At 70.1% G+C, this 17,349-nt stretch carries 13 protein-coding genes and 1 pseudogene; 8 read left to right on the forward strand and 6 right to left on the reverse strand.

Annotated features, from left to right (window positions below; genetic code table 11):
* The first annotated feature begins 6 nt into the window (after positions 1-6).
* Positions 7-1,377 carry a glutamate-1-semialdehyde 2,1-aminomutase gene (locus ABD236_RS14640; protein WP_425543868.1) on the forward strand — a complete coding sequence of 457 codons (1,371 nt, stop codon included), beginning with the start codon at positions 7-9 and terminating at the stop codon, positions 1,375-1,377.
* A gap of 7 nt (positions 1,378-1,384) precedes the next feature.
* Here the strand turns inward: ABD236_RS14640 and ABD236_RS14645 are convergent, their stop codons facing one another.
* Both ABD236_RS14645 and ABD236_RS14650 read right to left on the reverse strand, forming a co-directional pair.
* Entirely contained in the window at positions 1,385-2,008 is a 624-nt protein-coding gene (locus ABD236_RS14645; protein WP_344074068.1) for a phosphatase PAP2 family protein, read from the reverse strand.
* 29 nt (positions 2,009-2,037) lie between these two features.
* A pseudogene (locus tag ABD236_RS14650) lies at positions 2,038-2,193 on the reverse strand (pirin family protein); the annotation flags it as partial.
* 627 nt (positions 2,194-2,820) lie between these two features.
* Between ABD236_RS14650 and ABD236_RS14655 the strand changes: the two are divergent.
* The gene (locus ABD236_RS14655; protein ID WP_344074069.1) at positions 2,821-7,314 is read left to right on the forward strand and encodes an RICIN domain-containing protein; all 4,494 of its coding nucleotides are present in this window, start codon (positions 2,821-2,823) and stop codon (positions 7,312-7,314) included.
* 77 nt (positions 7,315-7,391) lie between these two features.
* Positions 7,392-8,555 carry a hypothetical protein gene (locus ABD236_RS14660; RefSeq protein WP_344074070.1) on the forward strand — a complete coding sequence of 388 codons (1,164 nt, stop codon included), beginning with the start codon at positions 7,392-7,394 and terminating at the stop codon, positions 8,553-8,555.
* A 374-nt stretch (positions 8,556-8,929) separates the two neighbouring features.
* Here the strand turns inward: ABD236_RS14660 and ABD236_RS14665 are convergent, their stop codons facing one another.
* Entirely contained in the window at positions 8,930-9,895 is a 966-nt protein-coding gene (locus ABD236_RS14665; RefSeq protein ID WP_344074071.1) for a pirin family protein, read from the reverse strand.
* Positions 9,896-10,050: 155 nt separating this feature from the next.
* Between ABD236_RS14665 and ABD236_RS14670 the strand changes: the two genes are divergently transcribed.
* The 3 genes from ABD236_RS14670 to ABD236_RS14680 all read left to right on the forward strand — a co-directional run bounded on the left by ABD236_RS14670 (position 10,051) and on the right by ABD236_RS14680 (position 12,758).
* Positions 10,051-10,413: a tetratricopeptide repeat protein gene (locus ABD236_RS14670; RefSeq protein ID WP_344074072.1), complete on the forward strand. Its 363-nt coding sequence runs from the start codon at positions 10,051-10,053 to the stop codon at positions 10,411-10,413.
* Positions 10,414-10,499: 86 nt separating this feature from the next.
* Positions 10,500-11,582 carry a magnesium/cobalt transporter CorA gene (corA, locus tag ABD236_RS14675; protein WP_344074243.1) on the forward strand — a complete coding sequence of 361 codons (1,083 nt, stop codon included), beginning with the start codon at positions 10,500-10,502 and terminating at the stop codon, positions 11,580-11,582.
* Positions 11,583-11,708: 126 nt separating this feature from the next.
* Positions 11,709-12,758, forward strand: a complete 1,050-nt coding sequence (locus tag ABD236_RS14680) for a M4 family metallopeptidase (protein ID WP_344074073.1) — start codon at positions 11,709-11,711, stop codon at positions 12,756-12,758.
* Between the two features lie 15 nt (positions 12,759-12,773).
* Here the strand turns inward: ABD236_RS14680 and ABD236_RS14685 are convergent, their stop codons facing one another.
* The gene (locus tag ABD236_RS14685) at positions 12,774-13,250 is read right to left on the reverse strand and encodes a GNAT family N-acetyltransferase (RefSeq protein WP_344074074.1); all 477 of its coding nucleotides are present in this window, start codon (positions 13,248-13,250) and stop codon (positions 12,774-12,776) included.
* A 220-nt stretch (positions 13,251-13,470) separates the two neighbouring features.
* On the opposite strand from ABD236_RS14685, the gene ABD236_RS14690 reads away from it, so the two are divergent.
* A complete protein-coding gene (locus ABD236_RS14690) occupies positions 13,471-14,331 on the forward strand; it encodes a nuclease (RefSeq protein ID WP_344074244.1) in 861 nt (286 codons plus the stop codon).
* Positions 14,332-14,352: 21 nt separating this feature from the next.
* Here ABD236_RS14690 and ABD236_RS14695 read toward each other — a convergent pair whose 3' ends face one another.
* Positions 14,353-15,786, reverse strand: a complete 1,434-nt coding sequence (locus ABD236_RS14695; RefSeq protein WP_344074075.1) for a dihydrolipoyl dehydrogenase family protein — start codon at positions 15,784-15,786, stop codon at positions 14,353-14,355.
* 138 nt (positions 15,787-15,924) lie between these two features.
* Here ABD236_RS14695 and trxA point away from each other — a divergent pair, with 138 nt between their 5' ends.
* Positions 15,925-16,293 carry a thioredoxin gene (gene trxA, locus ABD236_RS14700; RefSeq protein ID WP_344074076.1) on the forward strand — a complete coding sequence of 123 codons (369 nt, stop codon included), beginning with the start codon at positions 15,925-15,927 and terminating at the stop codon, positions 16,291-16,293.
* Positions 16,294-16,336: 43 nt separating this feature from the next.
* On the opposite strand, the gene ABD236_RS14705 is transcribed toward trxA, so the two are convergent.
* Entirely contained in the window at positions 16,337-17,260 is a 924-nt protein-coding gene (locus ABD236_RS14705; protein WP_344074077.1) for an AEC family transporter, read from the reverse strand.
* Positions 17,261-17,349 lie beyond the last annotated feature (89 nt).

A 17,349-nucleotide genomic window follows, 5' to 3' on the forward strand; every position in this document is an offset into this window, starting at 1 on the left:
GCCGGCTTGGACACGAAGAACACCGAACGCACCGAGAGCACCCAGCACTCCGAAGGCGCCGAGAGGCTGCTCCTGCCCCGGTCGCGGGAGGCGAACGAGCGGCTGCACGCGATGATCCCCGGGGGCGCGCACACCTACGCCAAGGGCGACGACCAGTATCCCGAGCACCTGGCCCCCGTCATCAGCCACGGCCGCGGGGCCCATGTGTGGGACGTCGACGGCAACCGCTACATCGAGTACGGCTCGGGACTGCGGTCGGTGAGCCTCGGCCACGCCCATCCGCGCGTGGTCGAGGCGGTACGGCGGGAGCTCGACCGGGGCAGCAACTTCGTCCGGCCGTCCATCGTGGAGGTCGAGGCCGCGGAGCGCTTCCTGGCGACGGTCCCGACCGCCGAGATGGTGAAGTTCGCCAAGAACGGCTCGGACGCCACCACCGCCGCCGTACGCCTCGCCCGCGCCGCCACCGGCCGCCCGCGGGTGGCCATCTGCGCCGACCACCCGTTCTACTCCGTCGACGACTGGTTCATCGGCACCACACCGATGAACGCCGGCATCCCGGCGGCGACCACCGAGCTCACCGTGGCGTTCCCGTACGGGGACCTGGCCGCCACCGAGGAACTGCTCGCCCGGTACGAGGGCGAGGTCGCCTGTCTGATCCTCGAACCCGCCACGCACACCGAGCCGCCGCCCGGATACCTCAGCGGCCTGCGGGAGTTGGCCGACCGGCATGGCTGTGTCCTGGTCTTCGACGAGATGATCACCGGCTTCCGCTGGTCCGAGGCGGGCGCCCAGGGCCTGTACGGCGTCGTCCCCGACCTCTCCACGTTCGGCAAGGCGCTGGGCAACGGGTTCGCCGTGTCCGCGCTGGCGGGGCGCCGCGAGCTGATGGAGCTCGGCGGGCTGCGCGACTCCCGCGAGCGGGTGTTCCTGCTGTCCACGACGCACGGCGCGGAGACGCACGCGCTGGCGGCCGCGATGGCCGTACAGACCACCTACGCCGAGGAGGGCGTCACCGCCCGGCTCCACGCCCTCGGCGAGCGGTTGTCGGCCGGTGTCCGCGCGGCCGCGTCCGCCATGGGCGTGGGCGACCACGTCGTGGTCCGCGGCCGGGCCAGCAACCTGGTCTTCGCCACCCTCGACGAGAGCGGGCAGCCGTCGCAGCCGTACCGCACCCTGTTCCTGCGCCGGCTCCTCGCGGGCGGGGTGCTGGCCCCGTCGTTGGTGGTGAGCAGCGCGCTCGACGACGCCGACATCGACCACACGGTGGACGTGGTGGCCCAGGCGTGCGCGGTGTACCGGAAGGCGCTGGACGCCGGCGACCCCACGCCCTGGCTGGGCGGGAGGCCGGTGAAGCCGGTGTTCCGCCGCCTGGCATGACACACCGTCAGCGGGCCTTCCGCCACCGCGTGCCGGCGACCCGGTCGACGAGCAGACCGCTGGCGGGGACCACCGCCAACGCGGTGCACCAGCCGCCGAGGACGTCGGTCGGATAGTGCGCGCCCAGGGCGACCTGCGCCCAGCCCATGGCGCCCCCGGCGGCGAGCGCCGCGACGGCCACGCACCACGCCCCGGCCGTCCTGCCGAGGCCGAGCAGACCGGTCGCCGGCAGGGCCACCACGAGGGCGAGCGCGGTGAAGAAGGCGGTGTGGCCGCTGGGGTAGGAGAGGTTGCCGTCACCGTGGATGGTGCGCCCCACCAGGTGCTTGAGCACGGTGGCCACCACCACGGTGAGACCGACCCCCACGACGGTGAACACGGCTCCGCGAACCCACCGCAGCACCAGACACGCCAGCACGGCGACCAGGACCAGCCCCACCGACCCACCGGGCTCCCCCAGGAAGTCCAGAGCCAGGGCAACCCGCCGCCACGGCCCCCGCACACTGTCGACCGTGGGGTCGACCAGCCACCGGTCCACGGCACCGGGCCGGCTGTGCCCGGCGTACACCACACCGAGCAGGACGACCACGAGGCCGGCCAGGACCGAGACCCGCCGCACCCCCCTGGCCACACCGACTAACGCCGGAACATCGGACCCGCTCAGCGCACCCGCCCCCGAGCCTTCAGCGCCACGGCCGGGAGTGCCGGGGCCGGCAGCGGGGCGCCGTCGTACCCCTTCACCGTCCCGAAGCGGTTGCCTTCCGTCGAGTTCGTCCGCACCTGCGCGTTGTCCGCCTGCGACCGCCCGATGAAGTTCCCACACGTCTTGCGTAGTTGTAGCGTTTCCACAGGTCAGAAGTATGGCAGGCTGCTGGCGGTCAGCAAAAGGTCAGCATCAGCGCGACGAGGCTCCCTCCGTTCCCCTCAGGGCGCCGTTGGCAGGCACTTCCGAGCAGCTTCACCATGTCCGCCAGGCTGGTGATGACGCGTTCGTGGGCCGCAGACTCACCCAGGCATCGACACCTTCGCCGAACTCCTGGACGGCGCCGGCGATCTTCCCCGCAATGCGCGGTGCCGAGAATCGGACAGAACCGCCTTCAGCGCATGCCGTCAACGGCACGCGTCCACGTCACAGGAACATCGCGGGATCGCCTGGCCAGGAGGCCAACACGTCCTGGTGCCGCCGCGGGGCCGGTTGCGCTTTCAGCCAGAATAATCAAACTCCTGTTCTATGTCGTGAGGTTGGACCTACGGTTGCCCGCATCCATGGTGGATCCCGACCCGGTCCGCCGTGTGAGCACATCCAGCAGTGGCCGGGGGAACAGCTGGCGCCCGTGAGGGTGAAGTGTGCCCTGGGCCGATTCGACCTCGGGACGAAAGGCAGCACCTTCTATGCGTTCCAGATCACCGAGCCCTCTCTTACCCAGGCCGGGACAGTCGGCATTGGCTGCCCGGATCATTCTTCTGCTGACCGCCGTCGCGATGGTGGTCGGCCTCGCTGTAAGACCCGATCTTGCGGGGACTGCTGGCCGGGACGACATGGGCCTGGTCGGCGATTCCTACGACGGTTACGACTCGAAGACCGCTGAACAGCTGCGCGAGGACCAGTGCGTGGCAGCTGAGGCCCTGCGTAAGGGCGGGCCCAGCATGTACGCGCTGGCGCAGGACGCGGTCACCCTGCCGCCCGATCAGCTCCACCAGAAGGTCCACCGGGACCTTATGGACGACAAGACTCCTCTGCATCAGGCCCGCAACGCGGACAGCGCGCTCACCGATCAGTGGCTGAAGAAGGTCAGTGACCAGGAGCAGGCGTGGTCCGGCGCGGTGAGCGGCCTGGACTACCCGCACCCGCCGCGCGGGGGTGGCAAGATCTTCGATCAGGTCGGGCTGCTTCCCTGGCTATACCAGTCCTACGCACTGGACGTGATCAATCCGCTCGCGGATTCCTCACCCACTGCGGACGACAAGACCAAGGCCGCCGCGCTCGCGATCGGTGACCCGCTGTACACCACCGGAGGCACTACGGCGGAGCAGCAGGCGTGGGCGCTGTGGAAGAAGAACTCCGGCAAGGCCGAAGAGAACCAGTGGTTCATCCCCCGGGTGTTCACCGATGACGCCCGGATCTTCCTGTCCTCGGGGGGTTTCCCCACGTCGGCGCCGGCCCCGGACAGTCCCGAGTTCCGTATCACGGTCGAGGACTTGAAGGCTCGCTTCGCCACGTGCTCGTGGCACGACCCGATCGACCCGAACCGGGCTCTGGGCAAGGAGGTCGGGCAGGCCTCTGCGGAGTGGCAGCAGGAGATCGTCTCGCAGGCCCCACAGCGCCAGCAGATTCTCGGTGCGAGCTCGACTGCGGCGAAGGCGTTGCAGGAGGGTACGTTCGCCCTGGGCAGGCTCTTGGGTCAGTCGTGGGTGGCGGACTACTCCACTCGCTGGCTGGACTACTCCACCGAGGGCGGCGTCGGCTGGATCGGTGACGCCTCCAACGTGATCAAGGTGGTGGCGGCTCCGGGCAAGTGCCTGGACGTCGCGGGCGGAAGCGCGGACAACGGCGCTGCCGTGCAGATCTGGACGTGCAACAACGGGCCGGAGCAGGACTGGCGCCTGGAGCCGGACGGCAGTGGCCTGCACTTACGGAACGTGAAGTCGGGCAAGTGCCTGGACGTCGACCATGCCAACAGCGCGGACGGCACGAAGATCCAGATCTGGAACTGCAATCAGGCACCGGCCCAGACGTGGGAAGCCGATGTCCGCGCCACCACCAGCTTGAAGAACACAGGTACGGGAAAGTGCCTGGACCTGCACACGTTCACCAACAGCCAGGACGCCTTCCTCTACCCGTGCAACGGGACGGACGGGCTGAAGTTCAAGGTCTCCCCCAAGGGCCACACCGGCCCGGCCCCGACAAAGGCGAACGTCGACAAGGCCAAGGCGAACGTCACCGCTGCACAGACGGAGGCGAAAAAGCAGCTCGACGCTCTCCGCACCCAGTTGGAGACCGCCAAGAAGGCTGCCGCGACCTCCACTACGGCGCAGCAGGCCGCCTACGCGATCGCTGACCAGAACGGGGCTCCGCGAGGCCGGGGGCTGATCGTCGGCCAGCAGAAGGACCAGGTCACCCAGGGCACTGTCGCCGCGTTGGAGGCGATGGTGAAGGCCGGGGAGACGGCGGAGGCCGCCACCCGCGCCTCGGCTGCCGACAGCGACACCATCACCCAACGCGCCCTCGCTCAGGCGGCGCAGGTGCGCGCCGAGTTCCGTAAGAAGGCAGCCGAGACCGCCGAGTTGCAGGCCAAGGCCGCCCGGGACGCGGCCAAGATGCACCGCGACAACGCCAAGACCGACGCGGAGGCCGCGAAGGCGAAGCTCGCCGACGCCGTCAAGGCCGAGGGCCAGGCGAAAGCCGCTGCGGCCGACGCTCACGCCAAGCGCCTCGCGGCGGAGGCCGAGGAGCAGAAGGCGAAGGCGGAGAAGGAGACGGCCGCCGTCAAGCAGGGCGAGGCCAACCAACACAAGCAGAACGCCCAAACCGAGGCGGGGAAGGCCAAGGACGCCAAAGACCGGGCCGAAGCCGCTGAGCAGACGGCCAAGGGCAAGCGTGACGATGCGGTCAAGGCCCGCGACAAGGCGGTGGGGCTGCGGAGCGATGCCTATGACGCCGAGCAGAAGGCCGACGCCGCGCGCGTCAAGGCCGATGCGAAGGAAGCGTACGCGCAGTCCCTGGACGCGGGTGAGGCCGCTGACGCCGCCCGCAAGGCGGCGGATGAGGCCGCGTCCGCAGCGAACGATGCTGTGGCGGCAGCCAAGCGCGCCCGTTCCGAGGCTGATGCCGCCACCCAGGCCGCTGCCGAGGCTGACGCCGCGGCCACCAGGGCGGAAGCCGCGGCCAAGCGGGCACGCGCCGACGCGGATGGCGCGCAGGCCGCGAAGCTGAAGGCCGACGCGGCGGTCCGGACGGCCACCAGCGCCACCGCCGATGCCATCGAGGCCGCTCAGCACGCGGCAGTCGAAGCCGCAGCCGCGGTCAAACAGGCCAACGTAGCCACAGCCCAGGCCAAGAGCGCCAAAGCCAACGCCGACGCCGCCATGAAGGAGGCCCTCACCGCACTCGCCGCCTCAGCGAAGGCCGCGGGCTACGCCCACGTCACCGCGCAGGCGGCGGCCGATGCCACGGCGGCGGCACGGCAGGTCGCCAAGCCGGCCAACGACGCCGTCCAGCTCGGCAGCCCGTACGCGGACACCGACAGCACAGCCTCCCTGGTGGTATTGACCGGGCAGGCCTCGCGGACGGTCGCCGAGCAGCAGCAGGCCGTCGCCCAGGCACACGCCGACAACGCCAAAACCGAGGCCGAGGCGGCCAAGGACATCGCCAACCAGGCCCAAGGCGATGTGAAGGAGGCCTACCTCCACGCCGCGAACGCCGCAGCGTACGCGGCGGAAGCCCGAGGCTATGCGAAGGAAGCCCTCGGCTACTCGGCACAAGCCGCCGGATACGCGGCCGCAGCCGCCAAGTCGCTGGCCCGCACGGTCGAATACGACCGGCAGGCCACCGAGGACGCGGCAGCCGCCGACAAGGCAGCCGGTCGCGCCGAAGGCTATGCCAAGGAAGCCCGGGAATCCGCCGACCAGGCCGCTCTCGACGCGGCGGCAGCCCGCGAGGCCGCGGCCCAGGCCGCACAGTCCGCCAAGGACGCAGTCGCCGCCGCCGACCGCGCCAACACCGCCGCCACCGAAGCGGAGCAGGCAGCAAAAGAGGCCGACCAGGCCGCCAAGGACACCCAGGCCACATCCCAGCGAGCGGAGACGAAACAGAAGAACACCCAGATCTCAACCGGTGCCGGCAGCATCGGCGGCGTCTTCTTCAAGACCAAGCTCGAACCCGTCGGTGAACCGGAAAACGTCAAGAAGGACAACTGCAACGCCATCCTCCACACCGGCGACTGCATCATCACCGCGACGATCACCTCGAAGGTCTTCGTCGACCTCTACCTGTGCACCAACCCCGACATCCCCGACGCCCAGTCAGGATGCCTCCCCTCCGACACCCTCTTCCTCGACAGCCAGGAGCTGAAGAAGCCCCAGACCCAAGAGGTCACCTACACAATCGGCCAACAGGACTTCAACCACGCCGTCGCCAAGGGATTCATCAAGGCGCTCACCGAGGACTTCACCGGCTGCTGGGACAAGATCACCGGAGGCGGCGGAAGCTGGGGCAACTGCGGCTGGGCTGCCTTCGACATCACCGCCCTGGTCCTCGGGGACATCGCCGTCAAGGCGATCTCCGACGCCGTCAAGGCCTTGGATGCTGCTCTGAGGTTCGGCATCGGACTCGGGGACGCATGGAAGGGGCTGCGCACCGCCGGCCTCACCGAGGCCGCCAGCGTGGGCATTGGCGCAAAGCTTCTCGACAACTTCACCAAGACATGCCTCAAAGGTGGCCGCGCAGCGCGGTCCCACGCGATCGCCGCGTCCGCAGAAAAATGCCCCGAAGAGCTGATCGCCTACAACAGCGACGAGATGAGTCACCTGGCGTACAAGTACCGGACTGAGAGCACATACTTCGAGGCGGACCACAACGTAGCCGTGGCGAGGGTACCCGGTTGGAACGACCCCAAAAACGGTGATTACGTGATCGCCAACAGCAAGTTCAGCGGCCACTCCGAGACAGAGATCCTCGACATATTGAAGAAGAAGGGTGTCGATCCCAAGAAGATCACCGCCATGTACACCGAACGGCAACCGTGCGGCGACTGCGCTGATTCCCTTGCCAAGGCCCTCGCGGCAGGCACCCCGATCAGTTATTCCGTCCCCTACGGCCCTGGCTACGAGTCGGCGGCAAAGAGCCTTCTCGCGACCTACATCAAGCGAGCCAACGGTGGGAGACTGGCCCCTTCCGCGCTGGGCGACAAAGGAGCTGAGGTACAGAAGCACGACTGACCATATGCGGTGAGTAATCGCTGCCAGGCCTCACCGGAACGTACGTTCCGGTGAGGCCTGGCAGTGTCCGAAATTCTATGCCGTTCACGCATCGGCAGGGGAAGTGGTCTATCGAGATGGAGAATCGAAAAGCCGAACCCTTGTCGCTGCGAACGACCGATTCAGGAGAAGTCTTGACGTATATAGACCCCCAGTTACGGGCCAACGCCGAAAAGAACGGGATTCTGCACGCTCCCGAAGAAGTCATCGCCGAGCGGCACGCGCTTGCGGAGGCGGTCTGCGGCCAGCTGCAGCACGCAGGGCTCCCCGCTTACGTGGAATTTTCCAGCGCCCCGAGCGAGAGTCGGGCCGGAGCGCGCGTTTCTGTCAACACCATGGGCGGTCCCGCAGGCGGTGTCTACGTGGGCTGGAATCCCGGAGCATCCCTGGCCGAGGCCGTCATAGGGTTTATGGAGCCGGATCGGCTCGATCTACGGGAGCCGGTGATCGAGTACGGGGAGAAGGTCGGCTCGCTCATGGATGCGGCGATCAGGAGCGTGCTCGTGCTTGCCGGTTTCCATCCTCGTGATGCGAGCGAGGCCAACGACCTGGCCTCGGGAATCCCTGTTGCGGGAACACAGCCGCGGCAGTGGTTCATCGTGCACATCCTCGCGGAGGGCGTGCTCGGTCTCATCGCGGCCGTCCGCTCCTGCGCCCCGAGCGGCGACGATCGTGGTCCACGGGCCGGTATCAGCGCGGAGGGAAAGGCTCGGCTCACGGGGCGGGGCATCCGGATCATGCAGGACGGTCTGCACGGCCTGGGCGATGATGACCGGCAGGAACTGGCGCGCATGTTCCGCAGGCTCGCCGGGGCGATGCACAGTCAGGACATGGCTCGCCGGGGCTTCTGGGCGGCAGACCGGTCAACGTTGGAGCTGGCCGATGAACTCTGCCTGCTCCCAGACAAACCAAGGGCCATGGCCGGTTCCTCACCGACCCCAGCCCAGATTCTCGCAGCCGCTTACCTAGCCCTGCTCGGCAGCATCGAGCTGGCCGACAAGGACACCGTCGACAAGGATCACGCCACCGAGATCACCAGCGCATGGACGGGGACCTTGCTGAGGCGGCTGGACCAGGCCCCCGCTGAGGACCGGCAGGAGTTGGTCCGCCTCTTCCGCCAGGCCGCCCGCGAAGAGACCAACCCCGCCCACCGGGCGCTCGCTTCCAGTTTCACAGGGACCATCGCATTGACCGACGGCTGAGACTTTTCAGCGTGGTCACCGATCGAGGGACGGCGTAGGCGTCCGCACCGCACAAGGCTCCCCCTTTTCTCGGATGGCACCGAACCATGAGCGGGCGGCAATCAGCGGTGGATCCCCCAGGTTATCGAAACCGGGGGATCCACCGATTACCGAGCCAACGCCCGGGCTCATCTGATCCTTGTCAGTAGAGCCAGCAAAGGGTCATCAACAGTCCGATCAGGCCTGCTCACAACTCCCGAACCCTGCAAGACGCTCCGCGCGAGTGAGCCGTGCTCGTGAAGGGCTGCCGCTCCCGGAGGAACGTCGGCAAGGGCTCATGGGCCATCCCCGGAGCCACCCCCTCCCGCATCTGTGCGAGACATGAAAACCCCAGCTCAGCGCACCCTACCCCGCGCCTTCAACACCCCCGCCGGCAACTCCGGCGCCGCCAACCGCCCCCCGTCATACCCCTTCACCTCACCGAACCGCGCCCCCGTCATCCACTCCTGGCGCGCCTCCTCGATGTCCGCCTGCGACCGCCCGATGAAGTTCCACCACATCACGATCTCCTCCTCGAACGGCTCGCCGCCCAGGAGCATCAGGCCCGCGTCCGAGGCGGCGCGCAGGGGGAGTTCGGTGCGGCCGCAGCCGAGGTAGAGCATGGAGCCGGGGAGGACCGGGACGCCGTCGACGTGGGCCTCGCCGGACATCGACAGGACCGCGTACTCGAAGTCGGGGTCCAGGGGGAGGGAGAGGTCCGCGCCCGCCGCGAGGGTGAGGTCGGCGCCTACCAGGGGGGTGTAGATCGTGCCCGGAGACGCCGCGCCGTCGAGCTCGCCCAGGATCACCGTGGCCGTCAGGCCCGGCGCGGTGACCGTCGGCAGGTCCGCGTGGTGCTGGAAGTGCGGCTCGGTGTGGCGGTGGGCGTCGGGCAGGGCCACCCAGAGCTGGGCACCGTGCAGCAGGCGGGCGTGCGGGCGGGGGCTCTCCTCGGAGTGGCTGATCGCCCGGCCCGAGGTCATCAGACCCAGTTCGCGCGGACGTACGGTCTGGAGGCTGCCCAGGCTGTCGCGGTGCAGCACCTCGCCCTCGTGCAGCCAGCTCACCGTCTGGAGCCCCATGTGCGGGTGCGGCGGCACCTGCATACCGGGCTCGTCGGCGATGTCGTCCGGGCCGTAGTGGTCGACGAAGGCCCAGGCGCCGACCATGCGGCGGCCGAGGTTCGGCAGCAGCCGGCGGACCTCGGTGGACTCGCCGAGTTTGACGGTGCGCGGCGACAGCAGCTCGCGCACCGGCTCGGCGACGACGAAGCCGCGGCCGCCGCACACGGAGAGTGTGGCCTGACGATCGAGATTGCTCATGACGGTCAACCTATTCCTCTCGGGGCACCCGGTGGCAGCCTCCCACGCATAGCGGGGACAAGGGGTGGTGGAATTTTCAACCACCACACCTGGTTGGCGTCCTCGTATTCGCCCGAGGCGGGTCCCGTCCCCGCACAGCCCAGGAAGGACGTTCCGTGGTCGACAGCTACGACGAGCGTTACTACGCGTTCGGGACCACCGCCGAGCGCTGGGACCGCGCCCACCAGTTCTTCGAGGCCAAGGAGTACGTCACGGCCGTACGCATCCTCACCGGCATCGTCGACGAGGTGCCCGAGCAGGTCGCGCCGAGGCTGCTGCTCGCCCGTGCCTACTACCACTCGGCCCAGCTCAAGAAGGCCGAAACCGAGCTGCGGGCCGTGCTGGAGCGCGACCCCGTCGAGCGGTACGCGACGCTGATGCTCGGCCGCACCCTGGAGCGCCAGGGCCGGTCCGAGGACGCGGCGCGCTATCTGCGGCTCGCCGCCGCCTTCGACGGGGACGTCACGGCACAGCTGTGACCTGCGGATTCGGCGCGGCGACCGGTCCTTGAGTCGCGCATGGCACACTGGCCGCCGATCCGCCGAAGGAGTGCCACGCCGTGCCCATGATCCGCAACCTCCGCAGGGCGGTCCGCCGTGCCTACCGCCGCACGGTGGACCTCAGCCACCCGGCCCGCTCGCCGCTCGGCAGCGCCGTGGTGAACTGCGTGGTCTACCGGGACGGGGTGCGCCAGCCGGGCGACTGCCCGGTGGAGGAGGCCGTACGGCGGGTGCGCAAGGCCAAGGAGGGGTTCGTGTGGGTCGGGCTGTACGAGCCGAGCGCCGAGGAGTTCGCCGGGATCGCCGAGCTCTTCGGGCTGCATCCGCTGGCCGTCGAGGACGCGGTCCGCGCCCATCAGCGCCCGCAGGTCCAGCCGTACGACGACGTCCTGTTCGCGGTCCTCAAGACCGTCGGCTACGTCGAGCACGAGGAGCTCACCGCGACCAGCGAGGTCGTCGAGACCGGTGAGCTGATGGTGTTCACCGGGCCCGACTTCGTGGTCACCGTGCGGCACGGCAGGCACGGCTCGCTCGGCCCGCTGCGCGAGGCACTGGAAGAGACGCCCGACCAGCTCGCCAAGGGCCCGGCGGCGGTGCTGCACGCCATAGCGGACCACGTCGTCGACGACTACCTCGTGGTCATCGACGCGATGCAGGTCGACGTGGACGCGGTGGAGACCGCCGTGTTCAGCGACAGCGCCGGGCGCGGCGACGCGGGCCGCATCTACCAGCTCAAGCGCGAACTCCTGGAGTTCAAGCGGGCGGTGACGCCGCTGTACCGGCCGCTCAAGGCCCTCGCCACCGACCCGATGCCGCTGATCGGCCCGGAGACCCAGCCGTACTTCCGCGATGTCTTCGACCATCTGGCCCGGGTCAACGAGCAGATCGGCTCGTTCGACGCGCTGCTCGACTCGATCCTCCAGGCCCATCTGGCCCAGGTGACGGTGGCGCAGAACGAGGACATGCGCAAGATCACGGCGTGGGCGGCGATCGTCGCGGTGCCCACGATGGTGTGCGGGATCTACGGCATGAACTTCGACCACATGCCGGAGCTGCACTGGACGTACGGCTATCCGCTCGCCCTCGTCGTCATGGCCGTCGCCTGTGTCGCCATCCACCGCGGGTTCCGCCGCAACGGCTGGCTGTGACGGCGGTGTTGACAGACGGGCGCGGTCACCGTCCGTAGAAGCGGTGGTTCCGACTCCGCCACCGATTTTCGGCCAACTCGACTACAGGTATCACCTAACCGGTCACGCTGTGCCACATTGCTCGGCATGGAGACCAACACCGTGTTCTGCACGATCGTCCCGCCCCACGTCCTCGACAAGCTCGCGCAGGCCGAGGACCCCCTCACGTATGAGCCAGCCCGGCGCACCCTGGAGCACGACGCGCTTCTGCGCACCCAGCGCCGGATCACCACCGTGCGTGGCATGGCCGCCCCCACGGGCACGCCGTCCGACAAGCCCGCCCGCACCATCTACGACGCCCGGCACGTGGAGACGCTGCCCGGCGCCAAGGTCCACTCCGAGAGCGACACGCCGTCCAAGGACGCCAGCGTCAACCGCGCGCACGCCGGACTCGGTGCCACTTTCGAGCTGTATCTCAAGGCGTACGGCCGGCACTCCATCGACGACTCCGGGCTGCCGCTGAACGCGACCGTCCACTACGGCGCGAAGTACGACAACGCCTTCTGGAACGGCGAGCAGATGGTGTTCGGCGACGGGGACGGCGAGCTGTTCCTCGACTTCACCATCCCGGTCGACGTCATCGGCCACGAACTCACCCACGGCGTCACGCAGTACACCGCCAACCTGGAGTACTTCGGGCAGTCCGGCGCGCTCAACGAGTCGCTCTCCGACGTCTTCGGCTCGCTCATCAAGCAGTACGCGCTGGGACAGTCCGCCGACCAGGCCGACTGGCTGATCGGCGCCGGGCTGCTCGGCCCGGAGATCCACGGCGAGGCGCTCCGGTCGATGAAGGCGCCGGGCACGGCGTACGACGACCCGCGGCTCGGCAAGGACCCGCAGCCCGCCACGATGGAGGACTATGTGCGCACCAGCCGCGACAACGGTGGTGTGCACATCAACTCCGGCATCCCCAACCACGCGTTCTACCTGGTGGCCAACGCCCTGGGCGGGAACGCCTGGGAGCGGGCCGGGAAGATCTGGTACTCCACGCTGACCGGCGGGGAGCTGGCGAGCGACGCCCAGTTCGCCGACTTCAGCCGCCTCACGGTGGCCACCGCGCGCACCCTGTACGGCGACGGCGACGAGCTCCAGGCCGTCACCAAGGCATGGAGCCAGGTCGGGGTGCCGACCTCCTGAAGGGGCCGGGACCGGTCAGGGAATCGGGATCTCCAGCTCGGGCCGGTCCCACAGCACCGCGGGCGGGTTCGCCCGGGCCGTGCCGACGCGCAGCGCGCCCACGCTGCGGTAGAAGCCCTCGGCGGGCGGGTGCGAGACCACCCGGACGCGGTCGAGGCCGGCGGCCCGGGCGCGGCCGGTCATGTGCGCGATGAGCAGGCGCCCGATGCCGAGCCCCTGGGCGTCGTCCGCCACGAACATCAGGTCGAGCTCGGGCGGGGCGAGGAGCAGGGCGTAGAAGCCGAGGAGGCGGTCGTCGGCGCCGACCGCCGCGTACACCTCGTGGGTCTCGATGTAGTCGGGGCCCACCCGGTAGCCCGCGACCATCGCGGCGTACGGGCCTTCGTAGGCGCGCGACGACCGTACGAGCCGGGTGAGGCGCTTGGCGTCGCGCGCGATCGCGCGCCGGATCCGCACGCCCTCGCCACCCTTGCTCGTAATGCGTGAAGTCATGTGCTGAGTATTACCGATGGGGGGCCGTCCGGGCGAACCGGCGCCGTGGCGCAGGAGGAGGCCGTGGTGGCAGCGGACGGGAGGTACGCGCAACGGCGTACGGCGCTGTGCGCGCCGGGGCTCAGCCGACCGTAAGTATCGGCCCGCCCGGGCGCACGCGGCGCATGGGCGGCGGATGCTGGAGGTGCGCGGTGCGCACACGGAGGAGGCCGTCGTGGGAATGCTCGTGATCGAAGGCAGCTACCGGATCACCGGTGCCCGCCCGGACGGCGACTCCGTCCGCTTCTACCCGGCCGACCCCGCCCAGTGGGACCTGGTGCCGGGGCCGCACCGCGTCCAGCGCAACAGCACCGGCGGCGCCCAGCTGCGCCTGGACGGCATCGACACGCTGGAGACGCACTACATCCCGGCGCACGGGCGCGAGACGCACCAGCCGCCGCCGTTCGCGGACGCGGCGGCCGACGCGCTCACCAGGTGGCTCGGCTTCACCGGCGTCGAGCGCGACGCGCACGGCACGGTCACCGCCTCCGAGCCCGACCGGGCGCCCGGATTCGTCCTCACCCGGGGCGCCGACCTGCACGGGCGCTGTGTGGCACTGGCCGGCCGGGGCCCGGCGCCCGCGCCCGGCGGACGGCAGCACTTCGTGGACGCGGCGCTGGTCCAGCGGACCGCCAACTTCGCCCAGCTGGCCGACGGGCTCGCCTATCCGACGTACTACACCAAGCTCTTCGTCGAGCTGCGCGCGGCGATGACGGCCGCGGTGCAGGAGGCGCGCACGGCCGCCAACGGGCTGTGGCCGGTGGACCTGACCGCGACCGGCGCGAAGATCGACGGTCTGGTGTCGCTCACCGAGACCGCGGTCGTGCTGCCCAAGCTGTTCCGGCGGCTGGCGGACTATCTGGTCCTGGGCGCGGGCGACCCCTCGCTCGCCGGGTTCAAGGCGTTCCTGGACCAGCGCCCCGACCGCGTACTGATCGTGTCCAAGGGGCAGTTCACCACGTTGTCGACGGTCGTGGAGGTCGCCGACCAGACGGTCCGGATGACCGAGCCCCCGGAGAACCTGGTCTTCGAGGAGCGCTGACGGCGGCCTCCACGGCGGCGGCTACTGGTCCCGGTAGGCCTCCAGCAGGCGCAGCCACACCTCGCTGATCGTCGGGTACGCCGGTACCGCGTGCCACAGCCGCCCGATCGGGACCTCCGCGGCGACCGCGACCGTGGCGGAGTGGATGAGCTCGCCCACGCCGGGGCCGACGAAGGTGACGCCGAGCAGGACCTCGCGGTCCAGGTCGACGACCATCCGGGCGCGGCCCCGGTAGCCGTCCGCGTACAGACCGGCGCCCGCGACTCCGCTCATGTCGTAGTCGACGGCCCGGACGCGGTGTCCGGCCGCCTCCGCCTCGGCCAGCGTCAGCCCCGCCGAGGCGGCCTCGGGGTCGGTGAAGACGACCTGGGGGACGGCGGCGCGGTCGGCGGTGGCGGCGTGGGCGCCCCACGGGTCGGTCTCCAAGAGCGGGACCTTCGCCGCGCGGGCGGCGATCGCGGCGCCCGCGATCCGCGCCTGGTACTTGCCCTGGTGGGTCAGGAGCGCCCGGTGGTTGACGTCGCCCACCGCGTACAGCCAGTCGCTTCCCGCCACCCGGCAGGAGTCGTCGACCGGCAGCCAGGAGCCGGGCTCCATGCCGATGGTGTCCAGGCCGATGTCGTCGGTGCGCGGGGCGCGGCCGGTGGCGAAGAGGATCTCGTCGGCCTCGATGCGCCCGCCGTCGTCCAGGACGACCGTGAGGGGGCCGCCGCCACCCTCCCGTACGACCTCGGACACGTTCACGTTCGTACGGACGGAGGCACCCGCCTCCTTCAGGGCCTCGGCGACCAGCTCGCCCGCGAACGGCTCCATCTTCGGCAGCAGCCCCTCGCCGCGCACCAGGACCGTCACCTGGGCGCCGAACGCCTGCCAGGCCGTCGCCATCTCGACGCCGACCACTCCCCCGCCGACGACCACCAGACGGCCGGGCACCTGCTGGGCGCTGGTGGCCTCGCGGCTGGTCCAGGGCCTGGCGTCGGCGAGGCCCGGCAGGTCGGGCACGACCGCGCGGCTGCCGGTGCAGACCGCGACCGCGTGCCGGGCGGTCAGCACGTGGTGCTCGCCCTCGGGGCTGGTGACGCTGACCTTGCGGGTGCCGTAGAGGCGGCCGTGGCCGCGGTAGAGGTGGGCGCCGATGCTGTCCAGCCAGCGCACCTGCCCGTCGTCCTTCCAGTGCGAGGTGTACTCGTCGCGGTGCGCGAGCACGGCCGGCACGTCCAGCGGGCCCGTCACGCTGCCGCGCAGGCCCGGCACCCTGCGTGCGTCCGCGCGGGCGATCACCGGCCGCAGCAGCGCCTTGCTGGGCATGCACGCCCAGTACGAACACTCGCCGCCCACGAGCTCGCTCTCCACCACGGCGGCGCTCAGCCCCGCCGCCCGCACCCGGTCGGCGAGGTTCTCGCCCACCGGTCCGGCTCCCAGCACCACCACGTCGTATTCCAGAGCTTCCGTCATAGGCACAGTCTGGTGGGATGAGTACCTCGGAGCCACAGGGGCAGGCGCCCGGTCGGCACGATGCACACGGAATACCACGACGGCGGCCGCCGTTGTGCGAATCGGCTTCACGGTGAGGCCAGGAAGAGGGAGTGCGTGATGGCGACTGTGGAGCTGACCAAGGAGAACTTCGACCAGGTCGTGTCCGACAACGACTTCGTCCTGATCGACTTCTGGGCCTCCTGGTGCGGTCCCTGCCGGCAGTTCGGCCCGGTCTACGAGGCCGCCTCCGAGCGGCACGACGACCTGGTCTTCGCCAAGGTGGACACCGAGGCCCAGCAGGAGCTGGCGGCGGCCTTCGAGATCCGCTCGATCCCCACGCTGATGATCGTGCGCGACAACGTGGCGATCTTCTCGCAGCCCGGCGCGCTGCCGGAGGCCGCGCTCGAGGACGTGATCGGCCAGGCCCGCGCCCTCGACATGGACGAGGTCCGCAAGTCGGTCGAGGAAGCCGACAAGGCGCAGTAGGGCCCGCGCCCCGGCGGCCCCTCGTGTCAGGGGGCCGCCGGCCTCAGCCCAGCTGCCAGGCGATCAGCGACAGGGACACCATCGACAGGAGTGTCGAGAGCAGCACGGTGTCCCTGGGCAGCTCGGTGTCCAGGGAGTACTCGGACGCGAAGATGAAGGCGTTCTGCGCGGTCGGCAGCCCGGCGCACAGCACCACGGCGAACAGCGCGTGCCCCTCGAGCCCGAAGAGCCAGCGCCCCAGCGCGTAGGCGATCAGGGGCTGCGCCGCGACCTTCAGCCCCACCAGGATCAGCCGCTCGGCCCGGCCGTCGGCGTCGGGCCGGGCGCGCGCGTTCAGCGACATGCCGAGCGCGAAGAGCGCGGAGGGGACGGCGCCGCCGCCGAGGATCTGGAGCGGCGAGACCACCTCGGCGGGCAGCCGCAGCCCGAGCCCCGCGACCACGAGGCCCAGCGCGGACGCCCCGATCACCGGGTTGCGGAAGGGCAGTTGGAGGATGCGCGTCCACCGCTCGCGCCCGGGCCGCCGTACGTCCAGCTCGATCAGGACCAGGATCAGCGGCGTGATGAACAGCATCTGGAAGAGCGCGGCGGCGACGATGAACGAGGTGTCGTGCAGGACGTGCACGGCGACCGGGATGCCCAGGTTCGCGGAGTTCACATAGGACGCGGCCATCGCGCCTATCGCCTGCTCGCCGCGCTTGCGGCGGAACATCCAGCGGCTGACCAGCAGCCCGGCCGCGAACACCGTGAGCAGGCTCGCGGCGAAGACGGCCACGCCCGGGCGGGCCAGGTCGCCCGGGTGCGAGCGTGACATCGTCAGGAACAGCAGCGACGGCATCGCGAAGGTGAACGCGAACCGGCCCAGCACGTGCTGCGCCTGGTCGCCGAGCACGTTGAAGCGCCCGGCGCCCCAGCCGCAGGCGGTGAGCGCCCAGATGGGCAGGAAGCCGCTGATCACGTTGTGCACCGCGTCAGCATAGGAGCGCGGTGGACGGCCGGAGCAGGCGGCACCGGCAGCCCTACAGGGGCGCGGGGAACTGCGCGACCAGCCACAGA

Source organism: Streptomyces crystallinus (assembly GCF_039521265.1).
In the GTDB taxonomy this organism is placed as follows: Bacteria; Actinomycetota; Actinomycetes; order Streptomycetales; family Streptomycetaceae; genus Streptomyces; species Streptomyces crystallinus.

What these genes read in the sequence shown, in the direction of transcription:
- trxA (WP_344074076.1), top strand. Translation starts at nt 15,925, where the DNA reads ATGGCGACTGTGGAGCTGACCAAGGAGAACTTCGACCAGGTCGTGTCC.
- ABD236_RS14680 (WP_344074073.1), top strand. Translation starts at nt 11,709, where the DNA reads ATGGAGACCAACACCGTGTTCTGCACGATCGTCCCGCCCCACGTCCTC.
- ABD236_RS14695 (WP_344074075.1), bottom strand. Translation starts at nt 15,786, where the DNA reads ATGACGGAAGCTCTGGAATACGACGTGGTGGTGCTGGGAGCCGGACCG.
- ABD236_RS14685 (WP_344074074.1), bottom strand. Translation starts at nt 13,250, where the DNA reads ATGACTTCACGCATTACGAGCAAGGGTGGCGAGGGCGTGCGGATCCGG.
- ABD236_RS14690 (WP_344074244.1), top strand. Translation starts at nt 13,471, where the DNA reads ATGCTCGTGATCGAAGGCAGCTACCGGATCACCGGTGCCCGCCCGGAC.
- corA (WP_344074243.1), top strand. Translation starts at nt 10,500, where the DNA reads ATGATCCGCAACCTCCGCAGGGCGGTCCGCCGTGCCTACCGCCGCACG.
- ABD236_RS14660 (WP_344074070.1), top strand. Translation starts at nt 7,392, where the DNA reads ATGCCGTTCACGCATCGGCAGGGGAAGTGGTCTATCGAGATGGAGAAT.
- ABD236_RS14665 (WP_344074071.1), bottom strand. Translation starts at nt 9,895, where the DNA reads ATGAGCAATCTCGATCGTCAGGCCACACTCTCCGTGTGCGGCGGCCGC.